General features: G+C 48.9%; 13 protein-coding genes. 4 read left to right on the forward strand and 9 right to left on the reverse strand.

Going from position 1 to position 15655, the window contains the following annotated elements; all coding sequences use genetic code 11:
- Nucleotides 1–266: 266 nt before the first annotated feature.
- Nucleotides 267–914 carry a carbonate dehydratase gene (can, locus tag GMA8713_RS02370; RefSeq protein WP_062705376.1) on the forward strand — a complete coding sequence of 216 codons (648 nt, stop codon included), beginning with the start codon at nt 267–269 and terminating at the stop codon, nt 912–914.
- A gap of 71 nt (nt 915–985) precedes the next feature.
- Here can and hpt read toward each other — a convergent pair whose 3' ends face one another.
- On the reverse strand, nt 986–1519 hold the full coding sequence (gene hpt, locus GMA8713_RS02375; RefSeq protein ID WP_062705378.1) for a hypoxanthine phosphoribosyltransferase: 534 nt from the start codon (nt 1517–1519) through the stop codon (nt 986–988).
- Between the two features lie 246 nt (nt 1520–1765).
- Between hpt and GMA8713_RS02380 the strand changes: the two genes are divergently transcribed.
- A complete protein-coding gene (locus GMA8713_RS02380) occupies nt 1766–2371 on the forward strand; it encodes a TetR/AcrR family transcriptional regulator (protein ID WP_062705379.1) in 606 nt (201 codons plus the stop codon).
- 71 nt (nt 2372–2442) lie between these two features.
- Here GMA8713_RS02380 and GMA8713_RS02385 read toward each other — a convergent pair whose 3' ends face one another.
- The 6 genes from GMA8713_RS02385 to GMA8713_RS02410 all read right to left on the reverse strand — a co-directional run bounded on the left by GMA8713_RS02385 (nt 2443) and on the right by GMA8713_RS02410 (nt 8601).
- Nucleotides 2443–3471 (reverse strand): ABC transporter ATP-binding protein, encoded by a 1029-nt coding sequence (locus GMA8713_RS02385; protein WP_062705381.1) that lies wholly within the window; start codon nt 3469–3471, stop codon nt 2443–2445.
- Nucleotides 3468–5099: an ABC transporter permease gene (locus tag GMA8713_RS02390; RefSeq protein ID WP_062705382.1), complete on the reverse strand. Its 1632-nt coding sequence runs from the start codon at nt 5097–5099 to the stop codon at nt 3468–3470. Before GMA8713_RS02390 ends, GMA8713_RS02385 begins: the two co-directional genes overlap by 4 nt.
- Before the next feature lie 75 nt (nt 5100–5174).
- Entirely contained in the window at nt 5175–6191 is a 1017-nt protein-coding gene (locus GMA8713_RS02395) for a Fe(3+) ABC transporter substrate-binding protein (protein ID WP_062705383.1), read from the reverse strand.
- Between the two features lie 162 nt (nt 6192–6353).
- Nucleotides 6354–7583: an ammonium transporter gene (locus GMA8713_RS02400; RefSeq protein ID WP_062705384.1), complete on the reverse strand. Its 1230-nt coding sequence runs from the start codon at nt 7581–7583 to the stop codon at nt 6354–6356.
- Nucleotides 7584–7603: 20 nt separating this feature from the next.
- Nucleotides 7604–7942 (reverse strand): P-II family nitrogen regulator, encoded by a 339-nt coding sequence (gene glnK / locus GMA8713_RS02405; protein WP_002537421.1) that lies wholly within the window; start codon nt 7940–7942, stop codon nt 7604–7606.
- Nucleotides 7943–8223: 281 nt separating this feature from the next.
- Nucleotides 8224–8601 (reverse strand): YacL family protein, encoded by a 378-nt coding sequence (locus GMA8713_RS02410; RefSeq protein ID WP_062705390.1) that lies wholly within the window; start codon nt 8599–8601, stop codon nt 8224–8226.
- A gap of 160 nt (nt 8602–8761) precedes the next feature.
- Between GMA8713_RS02410 and GMA8713_RS02415 the strand changes: the two genes are divergently transcribed.
- Nucleotides 8762–9250, forward strand: coding sequence for a GntT/GntP/DsdX family permease (locus GMA8713_RS02415; RefSeq protein ID WP_062705391.1), 489 nt, complete (start codon nt 8762–8764; stop codon nt 9248–9250).
- 21 nt (nt 9251–9271) lie between these two features.
- Entirely contained in the window at nt 9272–10411 is a 1140-nt protein-coding gene (locus GMA8713_RS02420) for a glycerate kinase (protein WP_062705393.1), read from the forward strand.
- Nucleotides 10412–10481: 70 nt separating this feature from the next.
- Here GMA8713_RS02420 and acnB read toward each other — a convergent pair whose 3' ends face one another.
- Together acnB and GMA8713_RS02430 are read right to left on the reverse strand one after the other, a co-directional pair.
- A complete protein-coding gene (gene acnB / locus GMA8713_RS02425) occupies nt 10482–13079 on the reverse strand; it encodes a bifunctional aconitate hydratase 2/2-methylisocitrate dehydratase (protein ID WP_062705395.1) in 2598 nt (865 codons plus the stop codon).
- Nucleotides 13080–13306: 227 nt separating this feature from the next.
- Complete coding sequence (locus GMA8713_RS02430; RefSeq protein ID WP_062705607.1) at nt 13307–15583, reverse strand: patatin-like phospholipase family protein; 2277 nt, start codon at nt 15581–15583, stop codon at nt 13307–13309.
- Nucleotides 15584–15655 lie beyond the last annotated feature (72 nt).

Consider the following 15655-nt stretch of genomic DNA (forward strand, 5'->3'; position numbering starts at 1 on the left):
CTGTGCTCTCCAAAACCAAAGACACAACTTTTCCCAGACCATCCGCGATGCTTTGCAGTTGGTGTAAACATTTTGTTCCCAAATGGTTAGCGGGGAGGAGATAAAGCGCGCCCTAGTATACCGTTCAATTACGGTAACAGGGATCTGTTATATCAACCATAATGCTGGTAGGAGGAGCTAAAATGTTGAGTAGAAAGTGGTAAATTGTATCTAAATATGAACTTTTGTGGTGTATAGTTGCTCGCAACAATTCCTAGGGGGGTGCCATGGCGCAAATAAAGCAGCTTCTTTCCAATAACCTAAAATGGTCTAAAACCATCAAGGAAGACAATCCGGCTTACTTTACTGAATTAGCAAAATCCCAGCACCCTGAATACCTATGGATAGGTTGTGCTGACAGCCGTGTTCCGGCGGAGCGCCTAACTGGACTAGACTCTGGAGAGCTGTTCGTGCACCGAAACGTGGCCAATCAGGTGGTTCACACCGACCTAAACTGTCTTTCTGTCGTCCAATACGCTGTCGACGTCCTTCAAGTAAAACACATCATTGTTTGTGGTCATTACCGCTGTGGCGGTGTTCATGCTGCTATCGAAAACCCTGAATTGGGTCTCATCAACAATTGGCTTCTACACATCCGAGACCTTTATCGCAAACACAAACGCTATCTAAGCGGCCTCACAATAGAAGAACAGAGTAATAAGCTCTGTGAAATCAATGTAGCAGAACAAGTTTACAATCTCGGTAACTCCACCATATTGCGAGCTGCTTGGGAGCGTGGACAAGACGTCAAAATACATGGCTGGTTCTATGACATCAGCGATGGTGTGCTGAAAGATTTGGGAATGATGGCTAACAGCATTAAAACGCTGGAAGCCGGATATGAATCTGCAATGTCTGAGCTTGTTCCGGAATGACACAAGGCAAGTTCTGGACACAGTGAAACAAAAAAGCGACCCGAAGGTCGCTTTTTTCATGACTGTAGGTATTAACCTTCCAGTGGAACCACTTTGCCAATATAAGGCAGATGGCGATATTTCTGAGCATAGTCGATACCCACACCCACAACGAATTCGTCAGGGATTTTGAAGCCGTACCAATCTACGTGCACATCTACTTCACGACGTTCTGGTTTATCCAGTAACGTACAGATGCGAATAGACTTAGGCTCACGAATAGACAGGATTTCGCATACTTTGCTCAGAGTGTTACCGGTGTCGATAATGTCTTCCACCAGCAGCACGTCTTTGTCTTTAATGTCGTCATCAAAATCTTTCAGGATGCGCACATCACGAGTACTTTCCATCGCGTTGCCGTAGCTTGATGCTGTCATGAAGTCGACTGAATGAGGCAGATCAATCGCGCGCGCTAGATCCGCCATGAAGACAAAAGAGCCACGCAATAGACCAACCATGACCAGATCCTGAGAATCTTTATAGTGTTCAGTGATTTCAGCACCCAAAGCTTTTACTCGCTGTTGGACTTCCTGCTCTGAAATCATCACTTCTACGGTATGTTTCATTCTAATCCTCGACGGTTATCCGCCAGACTACCTGTGTAAATGAGGTCGGTCATTCTACCATTGCTCCTTGCTCAAGCCTACTCTCGATGCATGTCAAAATTTCGACGCTCAATAGCGCCAAGCCATTGTTAAGCAACTTGTTGCTGTTGTACACTCCGCAAGCAGTTGTTAAATAAAATGTTACATAAATTTTAAGTTTGCCAGTTATAGGCAACCAAAACTCGTTTAAAGTTGGCAGGAACCAGGATGACTACATCTAGTGGACGTACAAGAACCCGTTTGTCGCCTGAGCAGAGAAAAGAACAACTGCTCGGCTATGCGCTGGAAGTCTTTTCCAAACGTGGCATTGGCCGCGCAGGACATGCTGATATCGCAGATATGGCACAAGTCTCGGTAGCGACAGTATTTAATTATTTCCCTACTCGGGAAGATCTCGTCGAAGCAGTACTTAAAGAAGCAGAAAAAGAGTTTCAACAAATTATTTCGCGCCACCTTCATTTGGGCAAAAACCACGTCCGTAATTCACTCTCATTCGTAACTTCAGCTGTTATCGATGCGGCGCTTGCAGATAAGGAATGGCTCAAAGTTTGGTATGAGTGGAGCACGTCTATTCGCGAAGATATCTGGCCAAACTTTGTTGAAGGCAAAAACGTGGTGCTGGAGCAATATACCGCTCTTTTCAACCATGGCCTTCAAGAGGGTTTGATACCAGAACGTCGCTCAGCGATCGAACTAGCTCGACTCTTCGACGGTGTTTGCTACATTCTTTACCTCCAGTCTAACCAGCAACCTGACAAAGAGGCGTTAATTCGTCAGGCTGATGGCTATATTGATTTGCTCTGCGGTCATTAAGCCCTAAAAGCAACAAAAAAACCGGCATCAGCCGGTTTTTTCCTATTCCGTTTAGGCTCGCCCTGTAGGCTTTAAGAGGCTTCGAAAAGCACTGGTGGGTGCGGCCTGATATCGAGCCTGACTTTGTCACCAATATCAAGTAACTGGTTGGAGTACACCATCAGGCTTTGACCGTTGACATCTACTAGGTAGCGGCAACTGTCACCCATAAACTGTACATCACTCACCACCCCATTACCTGCATCATCAGGGGTAATAGTGAGGTTTTGTGGACGAATCAACCATTCAAGCTCACTGCCGTTAGACGCCTGTTCGACCGGCCATTCACCCAGCGGCGTATGCATCTTGCTGTCACCATTAACAGAAACAGGCACGTATGAGCCATGCCCCATGAAGTCGGCGACAAAGCGGCTACTCGGACTATAGTAAAGCTCGGTCGCTCCACCATATTGCTCAATCACGCCTTTGTTCATTACCGCCAGTTTGTCAGCGAACGCGAAGGCTTCTTCACGACTGTGGGTCACAAAAATCGCTGTCACACCCTGCTCTTTAAAAATCTTGCGGATTTCCTTAATCAGGCTGTGCCGTACTTGGGTATCAATATTGGAAAAAGGTTCATCCAATAGCAGTAGATCTGGCTTGCCTGCCAACGCACGGGCAATCGCTACACGCTGCTGTTGACCACCTGAAAGTTGGTGTGGATAGCGTGCATCCAAGCCGTCTAGTTTAACCAGCGCCAGCATCTCTTTGACGCGTGCTTTTGCTGCAACTTTATCCCAACCTTTCAGGCCAAACGAAACATTCTCGGCAACCGTCAGGTGCGGGAACAAGGCATAGTCTTGGAAAATCATGCCGATGTTTCGCTGTTCAGGCGGCACATTCAAAGAAGGTCCAACAATCTGGCGACAGTTGATCATCATGTCACCGCTGTCGAGTGGCAATAAGCCCGCAATGGCTTTCAACAAAGTCGTTTTCCCGCAGCCACTCGCCCCCAACAAGCAGACGATTTCGCCTTTTTCGACACGGAAGGTGAGATCATCCAGCACTGCCTGGCCGTTGTAACGACAAATCAGATTGCTTACAGTCAGTGCACAACTCATGAGTGGCTTTGCTCCAAAGAACGGTTAATCATGATCAGGGGTATAAGTCCTACCAACACCAGTAATACCGCAGGCAAAGCAGCATACTCGAGATGCTCATCAGAGGCATAGTTAAATACGTATGTAGCCAGCGTTTCGAAGTTAAAAGGACGCAGTAGCAGAGCTGCATTAAGTTCCTTCATCGATTCAATAAACACCAGCAGCATGGCAATCAAACAGCCACGGCGAATCAAAGGCAACTGCACTCGCTGAATCATGCTGCGCACGTTACAACCCATTGTACGGGCAGCCATATCCAGTGAAGGCGACACTTTGGCAAGGCTGGATTCAACACTACCAATTGCAACCGCACTGAAACGTACCACAAATGCCGCCAACATAGCGAACATGGTGCCGGAAAGAATCAACCCCGGCCTTCCCCAATCCAAAGCTTTTGCAATGTCATTGATGATGTGGTCTGCGCTGGTCAGAAAAATCAGTACACCTATCGCCAGCACAGTACCCGGCACCGCATACCCCATCGAAGCGATGCGAATAGGCACATTGCTCGCCGCGCGGCCGGACAAACGTTTATAGAAATTCACCAATAGCGCAATCATCAATGCCACCACTGCAGCAATTGCCGACACATAAAGGCTGTTAACACTGTATTGCGCAAAATCTTCCACCGAACTACTTGAATGGTAATCCCACGCATAGATAAGAAGTTGTCCCAGCGGCGCAATAAACGCGATGGTAAACAACCCCCAGCACCAAACAGTAGCTAGCATTTTGTACTTACCACGAAGTGGATATTTGGCAATGGTGTCCGGCGTGACATTCTGACTGAAAAGCTTTTGCTTGCGGCGGCTATAGCGCTCACTGCTGATCAGCACAAAAATCACCACCAGCATGATGGCAGAGATTTTCGCCGCGGCATTGAGGTTGGAATAACCCAACCAAGTGTCGTATACCGCCGTTGTAAGCGTACTCACGGCGAAATAGGAAACGGTACCAAAATCACCGAGCGCTTCCATGGCAACCAGCGAGGCACCCACAGCAATAGCAGGACGGGCAAGCGGCAGTGAGACACGAAAAAAGCTTTGAGTTGGAGTACAGCCCAACAAACGTGCCGATTGAGTCAGCGTCAGGCTTTGTTCCATAAAAGCCGCTCTGGCAAGAAGATAGATATAGGGATACAGCACTAAAGCCAGTACAAAGCAGGCTCCCGGCAAGGTACGCAGATCAGGGAACCAGTATTGCGCGGCTGACGTCCAGCCTGTTACATCCCGTAAAAGGAGTTGGATAGGGCCAGCAAAATCAAACCAGTCGGTGTAGATATAACCGACGATATAGCCAGGCAACGCAAGTGGCAGAACTAACGCCCACTGCAGCCAGCGATCACCGGGTATGGAATAGTTAGCCAGAAGCCAGGCAGAAGGGATGCCCATCAGGAGGGAGAGCGATACCGTTCCCACCACCAAAAGCGCCGTGTTAAGGGCGTAAGTGCCCATCACCGTCGACATGAGATGACCGAACACTTCGTCGGACTCACCTAGGGCAGTGTAAAAAATCGCTAAAATCGGCAAAACCAGCAGTAGGGAAAAGACCCAGCTACTGGTTTTCAAAAATCGGTTCTGTTCTAACATTGCCTACAACATTATGGCGTCAGAATTGGCGAAAAGGGGAAGCGCTCTTCCCCTTATCCAAACAGATTCGATGACTTACAGATCGAACTTCACTTCATCCAGAAGCTTCATTGCTTTTTCGTGGTTCTCAGCAACGCTTTCCAGAGACAAGTCGTCTGCACGGTACTCACCCCAAGAAGCTACCAGCTCAGAGCTTGCTACGCCCGGCTTCACTGGGTCTTCATAGTTCAGTTCCGCGTACATCTTCTGTGCCACGTCTGACGTCAAAAACTCCATCAGTTTTTGTGCGTTTTCTTTGTTCGGTGCGTATTTCGCCAACGCCATGCCACTCACGTTAACGTGGGTGCCATTCGCATCCTGACCAGGGTAGTTCAGGTAAACACTTTCAGCCCATGGGATTTGCTTCTCGTCGGCCAGCATTTTACCCAGGTAATAGCTGTTACCCAGAGACACGTCACACAGGCCTTCTGATATTGCTTTAACTTGCGCACGGTCGTTGCCTTGTGGCTTACGTGCCAGGTTCGCTTTCACACCTTCCAGCCACGCTTTTGCTGCTGCTTCACCATGGTTAGCGATGATGGCTGAAATAAGGGACACATTGTATGGGTGTTTACCAGAGCGAGTACAGATTTTTCCTTTAAATTCAGGTTTTGCCAGATCAAGGTAGTCGAAGTCGTCGCCGAGTTTACCTACACGGTCACGTGATGAGTAAACACCACGTGAACGCAGTGTCAGGGAAAACCAACGGTCATCGTTGTCACGGAACTGAGCCGGAACGTTCGCTTCAATCACTTCGCTGTCCAGTGCCTGAACCAGATCTTTGCTATCCAGTTCTTTCAGGCGGGCGATGTCCACAGTTAACAACACATCTGCCGGGCTGTATTCGCCTTCCTGATGCAGTTTCTCTGCCAAACCTTCTTTCGCGAACTTCACATTCACTTTGATGCCGGTTTCTTTAGTAAATGCGTCCAGCATTGGTTCAATCAGAAACGGCTGACGGTAAGAGTATACGTTCACTTCTTCTGCGGCTTGCGCTACGCCTGTGCCCATAACTCCAAACATCAGTGCTGATGCAGTCAACAGCTTTTTCATATCCGTGATTTCCTAAAGTGCAAATTAAAATGAGAACGTTTATCAATGCGATTAGTATACACGCCTAATATGCGTATGCAATGCGTTATGTAACCGATAAATAGCAAAAAGCCCCGCATCCAAAGGATGCGGGGCTTGGTAAGCGCCTAGAAGTGTTACATATTATTTCACGCTAACAAATTCAGGGTAGGCATCTACACCACAATCGTGGAAGTCCATACCTTCAAGTTCTTCCTCTTCACCTACACGGATACCCATTGTGGCTTTCAGCACTGCCCAAACCGCCAGGCTTGCACCGAATACCCAAGCAAAGATAACCGCTGCACCGAAGATTTGTGCGCCGAAAGTCGCGTCAGCGTTGCTGAAAGGCACAGCCAGCAGGCCAAACAGACCACAAGTACCATGTACAGAGATAGCACCTACTGGATCGTCAATCTTCAGTTTATCCAGACCAACGATGCTGATAACAACCAGAGCACCAGACAGACCACCGATAGTCAGTGCCGCGACTGGAGATGGTGACAATGGGTCAGCAGTAATCGCTACCAGACCAGCCAACGCGCCGTTCAGTACCATTGTCAGGTCAGCTTTACCCCAAGTGGCTTTACACACTGCCAGTGCAACGATTGCACCTGCCGCCGCTGCCGCATTAGTGTTCAGGAAGATTTGGCCAACTGCAGTTGCGTTTTCAAAGTCTGACACCATCAGCTGTGAACCGCCGTTGAAGCCGAACCAACCAAACCACAGAATGAAAGTACCCAGGGTTGCCAATGGCAGGTTTGAACCTGGAATTGGGTAGATTTGACCGTTCTTGCCGTATTTGCCTTTACGCGCACCCAGCAGAAGAACACCTGCCAATGCCGCTGCTGCACCCGCCATGTGAACAATACCTGAACCTGCGAAGTCGCTGAAGCCTGCTTCTGACAGGAAGCCACCGCCCCACGTCCAGTAACCTTCCATTGGGTAAATAAACGCTGTCAGCACAACGGAGAACACCAGGAAAGCCCAAAGCTTCATACGCTCAGCTACCGCACCGGAAACCACAGACATTGCAGTCGCTACGAAGACAACCTGGAAGAAAAAGTCAGATTCAAGAGAGTGGTCCGCGCCTTCGCTTTGAGTACCAATCAAGGCACCGAACGATGGCAGCCAGCCGCCTTCCGTGTTGTCGACATACATGATGTTGTAACCCACAAGTAGGTAAGTCGTACATGCGATTGCATACAGACAGACGTTCTTGGTGAGAATTTCTGTGGTGTTTTTAGAACGCACCAGACCAGCTTCCAGCATGGCAAAACCTGCCGCCATCCACATCACCAGTGCGCCTGAAATCAAAAAGAAAAAGGTATCGAGTGCGTATCGCAACTCTGTCACAGTTGTAGTCAGTTCCATCTTTCTTACTCCCCTAAACCTTAAATCGCTTCTGCATCCATCTCGCCGGTACGAATACGTACAGCTTGCTGGAGGTCATAAACAAAAATCTTTCCGTCGCCAATTTTGCCGGTCTGCGCCGCCTTGCTGATAGCTTCAATAATTTCGTCGACGTTCTCGCTGTGTGCTGCAATTTCCAGCTTCACTTTAGGCAGAAAATCCACCTGGTACTCAGCACCGCGATACAATTCAGTGTGGCCTTTCTGACGACCAAAACCTTTAACCTCTGACACTGTCATACCATCCACACCGACTTCAGCCAGTGCTTCGCGCACATCGTCGAGCTTGAAGGGCTTGATAATTGCGTTGATCAATTTCATTACCGTCTCCTTGAACCAGAAAATAATTGAGTTCTGTTTAGGTAATAAACAAATGGTGTGCCAGTTTTTTATTTAATTTAAATTCAATAATTTACAATAAAATCCAAGAATTGATGAAATTATACGCACAATTTTGGTGCATTAAATTCACCCTAATCAGGCAGCGAAAAGAATCGGGGATAGAAACGCACCAAAAAGTTGCGTCAGGAAAGTTAGACAAAGGAAGAACAAAAGATTGGACTAACGGTCATCCATTACCGTTATCTATAAATATCAGCTAATTAGCGACCATAGCGACGTATGAAGTCTTGCCAGGCTTCAAGCACCAAAAGGAGGTCTTCTGGCCCACAAAGTGACACACTTTCCTCTTCATAGGCATGAAGATCCACGTCAGGCATCTCTTCTTCGCTGTCTTCGAGCACGATATTGGCCTGCACCAGGGCTTCTTCCTGTGTCAGTTGCAAGTGGAAGACTTTGCCTGAGCGCGTCCATTCACCACCTTGCTCCATCACGAGCTTCAAATTTTCCAAAACTTCATCAATGGCATCATGATCTGTTCCCAGCTCATCAACGAGCCAGCGTCCGAGTGCTTCATGTCCCATTGATAACTCAGCATGAAAGCTGTCATCTAAAGTATTGCGTCGAAATTCGTAGTCCACGTGTATCCTCCGATCATTGAGAGGCCATTGTTTATATTCTCTAATAAGATGCAATGCGTTTTTTTACTTATGAAGTTCACATATTTCGTCAACAATGAAGCACGCGATTCATTGCAAAAAGTAATCTATGAGAAACATCAATGTCCTTTCATAGCTATCCATGAAGATTACGCCAGACTTAGCCAACGCTATTGTCCAACGCGCGATAAAGATCATAAATAATGCCCTGAATGTCATGGATGAGCATGGTTACATCATTGCCTCTACCGATCATTCTAGGCTTCATCAACGCCATGAATACGCCATTCTGGCGCTATCCGAGAAGCGAACTATCGAAATCACTGACGAAATGCAGCACAACATGTGGGGCGTAAAACCCAGTGTTAATCTGCCCATATTTTTTAAAGATCAGGCCATCGGCGTGATTGGGATATCTGGAAGGCTGGAGGATATTAGACAGTATGGAGAGCTGGTTAGGATGGCCGCAGAAATGACAGTCTCACACGCCAATGACAGCTTCTTCTGGGTCGTCACCCAGTTCAGCAAAATGTCGGTGAGCACTGCATACCGCGCGCAAACCATAGCCACCCTTATCCAAGGTATGACGGGTATTGTCACCGTCTATATTCTTAGTTTAATACTTCTGTAATTTGTTTTTTGGAGCCCAAGAATGCATGTCGTCATTGCCCCTGACTCTTATAAAGAAAGCCTGAGTGCCGCAGAAGTCGCTCAGGCCATAGAAAACGGCTTCAAGACCGTTCTTCCTGCTTGGCGTTTCACCAAACTGCCCATGGCAGACGGTGGCGAAGGCACAGTGCAATCACTGGTTGACGCCACTGGTGGCAGTATTATTCCGGTAGAAGTAACGGGGCCTCTTGGCACTCCGGTTGAAGGATTCTTTGGTCTGCTGGGTGATGGCGAAACCGCCGTCATCGAAATGGCGGCGGCATCCGGCCTTCATTTGGTTCCATCCAAAGAGCGCAACCCTCTGGTAACCACCAGCTTCGGTACGGGTGAACTGATTAAAGCAGCACTGGATCATGGCGCTAAGCACCTGATTGTCGGTATCGGCGGCAGCTCAACCAACGATGGTGGTGCAGGCATGGCTCAGGCACTTGGCGTTAAACTGTTGGACAAAGACGGACAAGCGATTGGCTTTGGTGGCGGTGCATTGGCAAGTCTTCACACCATTGATTGCAGCGATGTCGACTCACGCCTCAAGAGCGTGAAACTTGAAGTCGCTTGTGATGTCGACAACCCACTGTGCGGTGAAAAAAGCTCTTCGGCGGTTTTCGGTCCGCAGAAAGGTGCGACACCGGAGATGGTCAAAACGTTGGATGCCAACCTTGCTCTCTATGCTGACATAATGAAATCAGAGCTTGGTAGTGACGTAAAAAACAGCGCGGGAGCCGGTGCTGCAGGTGGTATGGGCGCTGCATTAATGGGTATTTTCAATGCCATTTTGCGTCCTGGCATCGAAATCGTCATGGATGCGGTTAACCTTCCCGAGCAGTTGAAAGATGCGGATCTGGTCATCACAGGCGAAGGCCGTATCGACAGCCAAACCATTCACGGTAAAACCCCGATTGGTGTAGCGCGCTGTGCCAAGACATTCAGCCTTCCAGTCATCGGCATCGCAGGCAGCATCACTCAAGATAGCGTCGTAGTATATGACCACGGCATAGATGCGCTGTTTAGCGTTGTATCAGGTGCATGCACGCTGGAAGATGCACTGATAAATGCGAAAGAGAATGTTGAACTGACCGCCCAAAACGTAGCGAGAACGTTGAAACTAAGTCCTAAGCTCTAGGAAATAAATATCCCCTATAACGAACAAAGCCTCCCAATTGGGAGGCTTTCTTTTCTCTGTTATTCAAGCATTAAACCGCTGCTTGGATAATCACTTCGTCCGCTTTCTTGGTGTATTGATCCATGCGGTGGAAGTTCAGGTAACGGTAGGTATCTGCCGCTGTCGCATCGATTTGCTTCGCGTATTCCAGATACTCTTCAACCGTTGGGATGCGACCCAGGATAGCACCGACAGATGCCAACTCAGCAGAAGCCAGGTAAACATTCGCACCGGTACCCAGACGGTTCGGGAAGTTACGGGTAGAGGTGGAAAGTACGGTTGACTTGTCAGCAACACGCGCTTGGTTACCCATACACAGAGAACAGCCAGGGGTTTCGATACGTACACCTGCACGGCCATAGATACCGTAGTAGCCTTCTTCGGTCAGCTGGTCACGGTCCATCTTAGTCGGTGGAGCTACCCAAAGACGGGTTTCCAGCGTACCACCAAACTTATCCAGCAGTTTACCTGCTGCACGGAAGTGGCCGATGTTGGTCATACAAGAACCGATGAATACTTCATCTACCTTGTCGCCAGCAACATCAGACAGCAGACGTGCATCATCTGGGTCGTTTGGCGCACACAGGATTGGCTCTTTGATGTCAGCCAGATCGATTTCGATCACTTCTGCATATTCAGCATCTGCGTCAGCTTCCATCAGCTCTGGGTTAGCCAGCCATGCTTCCATCGCAGAGATACGACGCTCGATGGTACGACGATCGCCGTAGCCTTCGCTGATCATCCACTTCAGCATCACGATGTTAGAAGACAGGTATTCTGACACTGACTCTTGAGACAGCTTCACAGTACAACCCGCAGCAGAACGCTCTGCTGATGCATCAGACAGTTCGAATGCCTGCTCAACCGTCAGGTGCTCAACACCTTCGATTTCCAGAATACGGCCAGAGAATGCGTTAATCTTACCGGCTTTCTCTACGGTCAGCAGACCTTGTTTGATGGCGTAGTAAGGGATCGCATGAACCAGATCACGCAGAGTGATACCCGGTTGCATTTCACCTTTAAAACGAACAAGGATTGATTCAGGCATATCCAATGGCATCACACCGGTCGCGGCTGCGAATGCAACCAGACCAGAACCTGCTGGGAACGAAATGCCCAGTGGGAAACGGGTGTGAGAGTCACCGCCAGTACCTACAGTGTCTGGCAGCAACATACGGTTCAGCCATGAGTGGATAACACCATCACCCGGACGCAGGGAAACACCGCCACGGTTCATGATGAAATCTGGCAGCGTGTGATGAGTATTCACATCAACTGGCTTAGGATACGCCGAAGTGTGACAGAAAGACTGCATGGTCAGGTCAGCTGAGAAGCCCAGACACGCCAGGTCTTTCAGCTCATCACGGGTCATAGGACCGGTGGTGTCCTGAGAACCTACCGTGGTCATCTTAGGCTCACAGTAAGTGCCAGGGCGGATACCTTCAACGCCACATGCCTTACCTACCATCTTCTGACCAAGGGTAAAGCCCTTACCAGAGTCAGCCACTGGTTGTGGACGGCGGAAGACGTCAGATGGCTCCAGACCCAGCGCTTCACGTGCACGGTCTGTCAGACCACGACCAATGATCAGAGGGATACGGCCACCTGCGCGTACTTCATCGTAAAGTACGTCAGTTTTCAGGGAGAAAGTAGACAGGACGTCGTCAGAGCCGTGGCTACGAACTTCACCTTTGAACGGGTAGATGTCAATCACATCGCCCATGTTCAGCTTGGAAACATCCAGCTCGATTGGCAGTGCGCCAGCATCTTCCATGGTGTTAAAGAAGATAGGGGCAATTTTGCCACCCAGACAGAAACCGCCTGCGCGCTTGTTTGGAACGTTTGGAATGTCATCGCCCATGAACCAAAGCACAGAGTTGGTCGCAGACTTACGCGATGAACCCGTACCGACAACATCACCCACGTAAACCAGTTGGTGACCTTTTTCTTTCAGCGCTTCAATTTGCTTGATTGGACCAACTACACCCGCTTGGTCTGGATTGATACCGTCGCGCTCGTTTTTCAGCATCGCCAGTGCGTGCAGTGGGATATCTGGACGAGACCATGCATCGGGCGCTGGTGACAGATCATCAGTGTTGGTTTCACCCGTCACTTTAAATACGGTCAGGGTGACTTTTTCAGGAACATTCGGCTTGGAAAGGAACCACTCAGCTTCCGCCCAAGACTCCATCACCTGCTTCGCAAATGCGTTACCCGCTTTCGCTTTTTCTTCTACATCGTAGAAAGCATCGAACATCAGCAGAGTGTGAGAGAGCGCTTTAGCCGAAATTGGTGCCAGTGCATCATCATCCAGCAGAGCAACCAGGGATTCGATGTTGTAGCCGCCTTGCATGGTACCAAGCAGTTCAACAGCGCGCTCTTTGCTAATCAACGGAGAGCTATCTTCGCCCTTCGCGACAGCAGACAAGAAGCAAGCTTTGACATATGCCGCTTCGTCTACGCCTGGTGGGATTCGGTTTTCCAGCAAATCAACGATGGTGCTTTCTTCACCGGCAGGTGGGTTCTTGAGCAGTTCAATTAGGGCTGCGGTTTGCTCCGCATCAAGTGGTTTAGGGACGATGCCCTGAGCAGCACGTTCTTCGACGTGTTTACGATAGGCTTCAAGCACGACGTTTTCCTCATATTGCGGTCCGGCCGTCGCGGCCAGACATCCTTGGAATTAAGCTCGGCTAGCAGGCACCGAATGAAATGTAGGAGGTAACTATCTTTCTGTGGTGCCCTGCATAACGAAGCTGGCATGTTATCACTTTTTAACCAAATTTTAAATTCCAGGCATGGAATGAAACATTTGATTTATCAGTGAGAACGAAGCAGTCACTTCGCCCTCTGCGTCCTTTAGAAGTGGGACCCGACTATAAAATAGAACGAATCGAGATCATTTTCTGTACGACCATAGGCGACAATGATGGGCCCCAACGGTGAATCGACCCCAGCAAATATACTGCCTGCCGTGTAAAACGGTATATCTTTTAGTGAAAAATCTGGGTTGTTCCACACTCCACCGTACTCAAGGGAAGTCCCTAAATACACAGGAGATTTAAACAAACCAAAGTCGTTATCCAGCAAACGATAGCGGTAAACCAACGCACTGTAAGCGATATTGTTTGCCCAGAGCGAGTCCTTTGGTATACCTGATAGGTTCAGAAAGCCCCCCAGCTCGTGAGGTTCAATGAGCACATTCCCGACACGCGAGTTGATGGTGCCATATTTTGCTTTGCCATAAAGGGTATGTTTTCGCCAGGTTTGGGCGTAAATCCCTTCCACATCTAGCACTGCCGCTTCGCTTTCTGCATGCTCACCTTGATTGTCGACCTTATCCTTTGCATATCCCAGAGAGGCGTCGATATACCCACCAACATTTGGAAACACCCTGTTGTCCAAGGTATCGAGCGTAAAAGAGAGATACGGCATCGAACGTTCATAATCGCTCGTCAGGGATAGACTGTTCGCCAACTTCTCTTCACCATAGACGTGACGGTAACCAAGCTTGAATTCTCCCCAAAGCTTTGGCTGCCAACCTATGCTGGCATCCCCAATCACTTCACTGTAGCGGGTACCGATAGCAAAGCTATCACTACCTAATACTGGCTCTTGGTCACCACGGTAGTAGGCATTGCGCTCTCTTACCTCCAATCCACCGAGTATTTCAGCGAAGAAAGTCTGCTCAGCAGAGAATGGCAAATACAGCTCGGCTTGGGCTTTCTTGTCGGAACCCAACTCAAAAGTGGATCGCAGCTCTGCGCCGTAATCAGACAGACCTGTGGTATTGATACTGACACCTGCAGAGAAATTGGTGTCTGACTCAAAGTTATCTTCCAGTGCAAAGCGGAAGTCGACAAAGTTCGGCCCCCAGCTTTTTTCTGCCACATCGACCACCAGCACGTTTTCCTCACCTTCCTGTTCAAGGTGGTAACGCACGGTTTCAAAACGGTCTAGGGCGTAAAGGTTCTGCACCGACTTCTCGAGATTTTCGGAATCCATTTTGCCAGTTTGTAGGTTTAGGCGAGCTTTAAGCACTTCGTCAGAAAAACTGGTGTCGTTGTTAATCACAATGCGGTCAACATCCAGCGTATCACCGTAAAGCATCATTCTGCGGCGCTTTTGTTTCTCTTCCACATACTCCTGATACTCGCCAGAAGTCATGCTGATCCTTTCCAGAGCATCACGATTGACCATGGCAATCTCGTAGCCTTTCTGCAGCGCTTCCGGCACACGGTCAAACTCCGTGGTTTCCATATCCCCGACATCAGGCGTCAGCAGGAAATCGCCTTTATCCATGTTCGATATTTGCTTTTCAGTGCTCTGGCGAACCATAAAGTTCACCAATTGATTCATCACCTGAAGGTAAGAGCCAAGCTCTTCCGCGGGGTAATAGTCGGTACTGATATCAACGGCAATAATAATGTCAGCACCCAATGCTTTCGCGACATCCACCGGCAGATTATTAACCGGACCGCCATCAACAAGATAATGCCCTTGAAGCTCAACAGGTGGCAGTGCTCCAGGTACTGCCATACTTGCCAGCATGGCTTCGGTCAGCTGCCCATCACCGATGACAACGGGAATCAGTCGCTCAATGTCTGTTGCAACGGCTCGGTATGGCACCACCATTTGGTCAAACGATTCAAAGGAAGGCAAATTACCCGTCGAGTCTCGAAGAATACGGATCATATTCTGACCCTGTACAAACCCTTGGGGGGTTTTTAGACTTTTAAAGTCGAAGCCGAGATTGGTGGAGAGGTTGTAGCGATCTTCATGTTCTTTGTCGCGAATACGGCGATCACCCCGGTAAACCCTGTCTTGATAGCCTTCATTCCAATCCAGAGATTCCATCATGGCACCGATTTCATCAGCGCTCATGCCTGTGGCATAAAGTCCACCTACATAGGCCCCCATACTGGTACCAGCAATGTAGTCGACAGGGATATGCATTTCTTCCAATGCCTTAAGCACACCCACGTGTGCCGCGCCTTTCGCGCCTCCCCCACCAAGCACCAATCCAACGGTTGGTCTTTGAGATTTATTTTCCGCAAACGCTAAAGATGCAGACAGCGTGGCCGACAACAGAATCACTGCAGTAACCAACCTGCCCTTTAGAAGCCTAATCAACATTTTTTTGCTGCCTTGCAATTTTGATGTTCCTTGAAAGCGACACATAACGCCGAACGCATATCGGCACCACGG

It is taken from the genome of Grimontia marina (assembly GCF_900060185.1).
GTDB lineage: Bacteria > Pseudomonadota > Gammaproteobacteria > Enterobacterales > Vibrionaceae > Enterovibrio > Enterovibrio marinus.